The organism is Carboxylicivirga litoralis (assembly GCF_025499605.1).
Lineage (GTDB): Bacteria > Bacteroidota > Bacteroidia > Bacteroidales > Marinilabiliaceae > Carboxylicivirga > Carboxylicivirga litoralis.
In genome coordinates, this window is record NZ_JAFMVC010000062.1 from 1 (window position 1) to 4,399 (window position 4,399).

Below are 4,399 nucleotides of genomic sequence, written 5' to 3' on the forward strand. Positions count from 1 at the left end.
GTGCGGTCTTTGACATGATCAACTTCATATGACGCTGCTAAGTACATGTTGTGAATTGCTTTCAAATTGTATATTTAGTGCGGTCTTTGACATGTCATCGTTGAGTACAATACCCAGCTCGTGCGTTGTGAATTGCTTTCAAATTGTATATTTAGTGCGGTCTTTGACATGAACGAGAGAGGTGTTATTTGGCGTAGCAAGTTGTGAATTGCTTTCGAATTGTATATTTAGTGCGGTCTTTGACATGTCACCGTTCAGGAATTATAGTACAATCTCCGTTGTGAATTGCTTTCAAATTGTATATTTAGTGCGGTCTTTGACATGTTATTTGATTCGCGATGTACAAGGCGCTTCGTTGTGAATTGCTTTCAAATTGTATATTTAGTGCGGTCTTTGACATGAGCATTGGTGTTAGCATTGCTTTCATAGTGTTGTGAATTGCTTTCAAATTGTATATTTAGTGCGGTCTTTGACATGTTTGGTATAATAGTAGAGATTGAAAGTTTAGGTTGTGAATTGCTTTCAAATTGTATATTTAGTGCGGTCTTTGACATGTTGTTTATATACTTCTTTAAATTCTTTCATGTTGTGAATTGCTTTCAAATTGTATATTTAGTGCGGTCTTTGACATGGCGCACAGCTCTTTGATTATTTGGTCGTAGGTTGTGAATTGCTTTCAAATTGTATATTTAGTGCGGTCTTTGACATGCCTCAGCCATTCTCCCTTTAACCTTGCCCTGTTGTGAATTGCTTTCAAATTGTATATTTAGTGCGGTCTTTGACATGACGACCGTCTTTAATTGTTGCTTCTACTTCGTTGTGAATTGCTTTCAAATTGTATATTTAGTGCGGTCTTTGACATGTCTTTTGTAACTTAACAGAGCGTTTAAGCTGTTGTGAATTGCTTTCAAATTGTATATTTAGTGCGGTCTTTGACATGTCTTGCTCTATGTTGTTAGTTGTGTCTGTAGTTGTGAATTGCTTTCAAATTGTATATTTAGTGCGGTCTTTGACATGGGTGAAATTTTTGAGAGCAGTAATAAAGCTGTTGTGAATTGCTTTCAAATTGTATATTTAGTGCGGTCTTTGACATGGCGCGTATTCAACATAGTGACGGTGTTAGCGTTGTGAATTGCTTTCAAATTGTATATTTAGTGCGGTCTTTGACATGAGGTTTGAATATTGAGGCCACACCGTTGCCGTTGTGAATTGCTTTCAAATTGTATATTTAGTGCGGTCTTTGACATGTGTTGAAACGGGAGTATCGCTAATGTTAGCGTTGTGAATTGCTTTCAAATTGTATATTTAGTGCGGTCTTTGACATGGATATTATTTTTTAAATCTCTTTTAATACTGTTGTGAATTGCTTTCAAATTGTATATTTAGTGCGGTCTTTGACATGTAGCTGAACCGATAAAAATATTTCTAGCTAGTTGTGAATTGCTTTCAAATTGTATATTTAGTGCGGTCTTTGACATGATCGAATAAGATTAAGAAAACAGCTACCTCGTTGTGAATTGCTTTCAAATTGTATATTTAGTGCGGTCTTTGACATGTAGAGCTAATTTTTTAACCGTGTCTACCCTGTTGTGAATTGCTTTCAAATTGTATATTTAGTGCGGTCTTTGACATGGTTCTTCTGGTGTATATGCCTTATTGCGACGTTGTGAATTGCTTTCAAATTGTATATTTAGTGCGGTCTTTGACATGGTAACAATCAAATATCAGCAGGATGAACTGGTTGTGAATTGCTTTCAAATTGTATATTTAGTGCGGTCTTTGACATGTGTTTTAATTCAGCATAGCCATTCATAGCAGTTGTGAATTGCTTTCAAATTGTATATTTAGTGCGGTCTTTGACATGTGTGTTGGCAAGGTCGTATTCATAGCGTGCGTTGTGAATTGCTTTCAAATTGTATATTTAGTGCGGTCTTTGACATGTAAAATAATTTGCTCATCTAGTCGCAATGCGTTGTGAATTGCTTTCAAATTGTATATTTAGTGCGGTCTTTGACATGCTCGCTTTTTTTTTCGGCCTCAAGCTCTTCGTTGTGAATTGCTTTCAAATTGTATATTTAGTGCGGTCTTTGACATGTGTTTTGGGTTAACAGCTTATTGTTTGCCTGTTGTGAATTGCTTTCAAATTGTATATTTAGTGCGGTCTTTGACATGCTCACGGATGGACATACCACTCTCTTGTATGTTGTGAATTGCTTTCAAATTGTATATTTAGTGCGGTCTTTGACATGTCAATACGCTCATTGATATTCACAAATGATGTTGTGAATTGCTTTCAAATTGTATATTTAGTGCGGTCTTTGACATGGTACACACCAAAGTGGCTTGGAGTTGGGGCGTTGTGAATTGCTTTCAAATTGTATATTTAGTGCGGTCTTTGACATGTTGATGATACAGAAAATGCACCAACTGACCGTTGTGAATTGCTTTCAAATTGTATATTTAGTGCGGTCTTTGACATGAAAGTATTGTTTACTCATTGTTTACTAATTGTTGTGAATTGCTTTCAAATTGTATATTTAGTGCGGTCTTTGACATGGTCTTGCCTGCAAATATCAAATTCACAAACACTTATCAAAGACCTTAGAAATAGAAAAACCAACTCACTCACTGGGTTGGTTTTCCATTTCTACAACTTTTTAAATTCTAAAATAATTGAAGTTGTTGCACCACATCCGGCTTATTTTCAGGTTTTCGGCTATGAAACAGTTCCATCATACCAAATTGTTTATCGGTTACTTTTAATAAACCCACGTGCCCATGCTCTGGCAACATGTTTTTAACGCGCTTCATATGTACATCAGCATTTTCCCGGCTGGGACAATTGCGAATATAAATGGAGAATTGAAACATGGAGAAGCCATCATCAATTAACTGTTTACGGAATCGGGCAGCATTTTTCCGCTGTTTCTTTGTCTCCGTCGGCAAATCAAAAAACACAAGTACCCACATAATACGGTATTGATTCAATGCTGAATACGACATTACTCGTCTATAAATTGTGGATAGATAATTCGTCTTCTTGTACCTTCAAAACATTCGAACAAGGAGTTGGTGGTGCGACTTAAACCAACCATCAACGGACTTTTTTGCTTATCAAATACCACATCTACCGATGCAATGGATAGTAATTTTGCTTTATGCACGCGTGTTATTTCCTCCCCTTCTATTTCAGCATCCTGCCACATTTGATAAACCAGCTGATCGCAAAATGGCCGGTAAGGCTCCATAATATCGTCGGCTAGGCAATAGGCATTGTACTTATTGCGGTGAAAAATCCCCAGGGTAGGCAGTAAACCACTACTCACCAATGCCCTGGCAACGATAGCCCGCAATATGGCATAGCAATAATTCAGATGTGCATTGGGCGCATCGCCATAGCGATGCCTGGTAAATTCCTCATTCTCGAACAGCAATTTCCAATACACTGAAGCGGCCCGTCCTTCCACATTAACGGGGTCGCCACTTTGCACTTGTGGCACCAAAGCTTTTAAGCGTTTGTTTTCAATACCAAAGCGCTGCAGCAATTCTGCCTGGTTTTCCACCTTTGCTTTAACCGTTTGCTGCCATAAGTTCTTTTTAAGCGGTTCACTGGCATTGATTTGCTCCCGAAAGCGTTCGGATTGAAGTGTGTGTCCATTCAACGGCAACATCAAACCTACAGGTAAATGTTTATCATCGCAACTAATGATGGCCGTATTGCGCTCCAATAAAGAAGCCAACAAGGCATGGGTAATAGTAATCTGCGGATTATCCAACAATACAACACCTATATCTTCAATGGGAATTGAGCCTAATTCTGTATTTGTTTTAGGTTCTAATACTTTTAATTGCTGTTGCTGCTTATGCAAATAGGCCGGATTTCCAAAATAAAGGGTACGTTTAATCATAGTCTCTATTAATCAAGGGTTTAATTCTTTTACGCAATACTAACCCTTAAGTACTATGCCAATTGTTTAATAGACTTATTTTATTGACTAATAGACCGATTACTGATGTAAACAGATATCTGAATTACTCAATTATCAAATATTTTAACTTCTCTGGTTCAATTGTTTTTGAATGATAATCAATATAGTTTTCATCAATATCAACCCAATCCATTACTCTTTTTCTTAAGGTGAGTTGGTTTACTTTTCATTAATCGTTTGTAAGTACTCCAGGGATAAAATCGAAAATCATCATATATATTTGCTTTTGTAGATTAGTATTAATGCAATAAGCAGATTGTTGTAACCTGTACGCTCTAAAACGCTATTTTTTAGAGAAGCTGCAGTTACGATGCTGCTTCGTGATTGCTTGCAGATAAGCTCAAAACAGCTTCCTAAAAGCTGTACTGACCAGTTTGATGTTATTTTTAGCGGTTTCGCCAGGTCTGGCG

At 37.1% G+C, this 4,399-nt stretch carries 3 protein-coding genes and 1 CRISPR repeat array; all 3 genes read right to left on the minus strand.

Annotated elements, in window-relative coordinates:
* The first annotated feature begins 47 nt into the window (after positions 1-47).
* Positions 48-2,557: direct repeats of the CRISPR family, unit length 47 nt; unit sequence GTTGTGAATTGCTTTCAAATTGTATATTTAGTGCGGTCTTTGACATG.
* A 107-nt stretch (positions 2,558-2,664) separates the two neighbouring features.
* Complete coding sequence (gene cas2 / locus J1N10_RS20485; RefSeq protein WP_262328599.1) at positions 2,665-3,003, minus strand: CRISPR-associated endonuclease Cas2; 339 nt, start codon at positions 3,001-3,003, stop codon at positions 2,665-2,667.
* On the minus strand, positions 3,003-3,908 hold the full coding sequence (gene cas1 / locus J1N10_RS20490) for a type II CRISPR-associated endonuclease Cas1 (protein WP_262328600.1): 906 nt from the start codon (positions 3,906-3,908) through the stop codon (positions 3,003-3,005). Before cas1 ends, cas2 begins: the two co-directional genes overlap by 1 nt.
* A gap of 291 nt (positions 3,909-4,199) precedes the next feature.
* A partial coding sequence (locus tag J1N10_RS20495; protein WP_262328601.1) for a hypothetical protein occupies positions 4,200-4,399 on the minus strand: 200 nt, incomplete at its 5' end.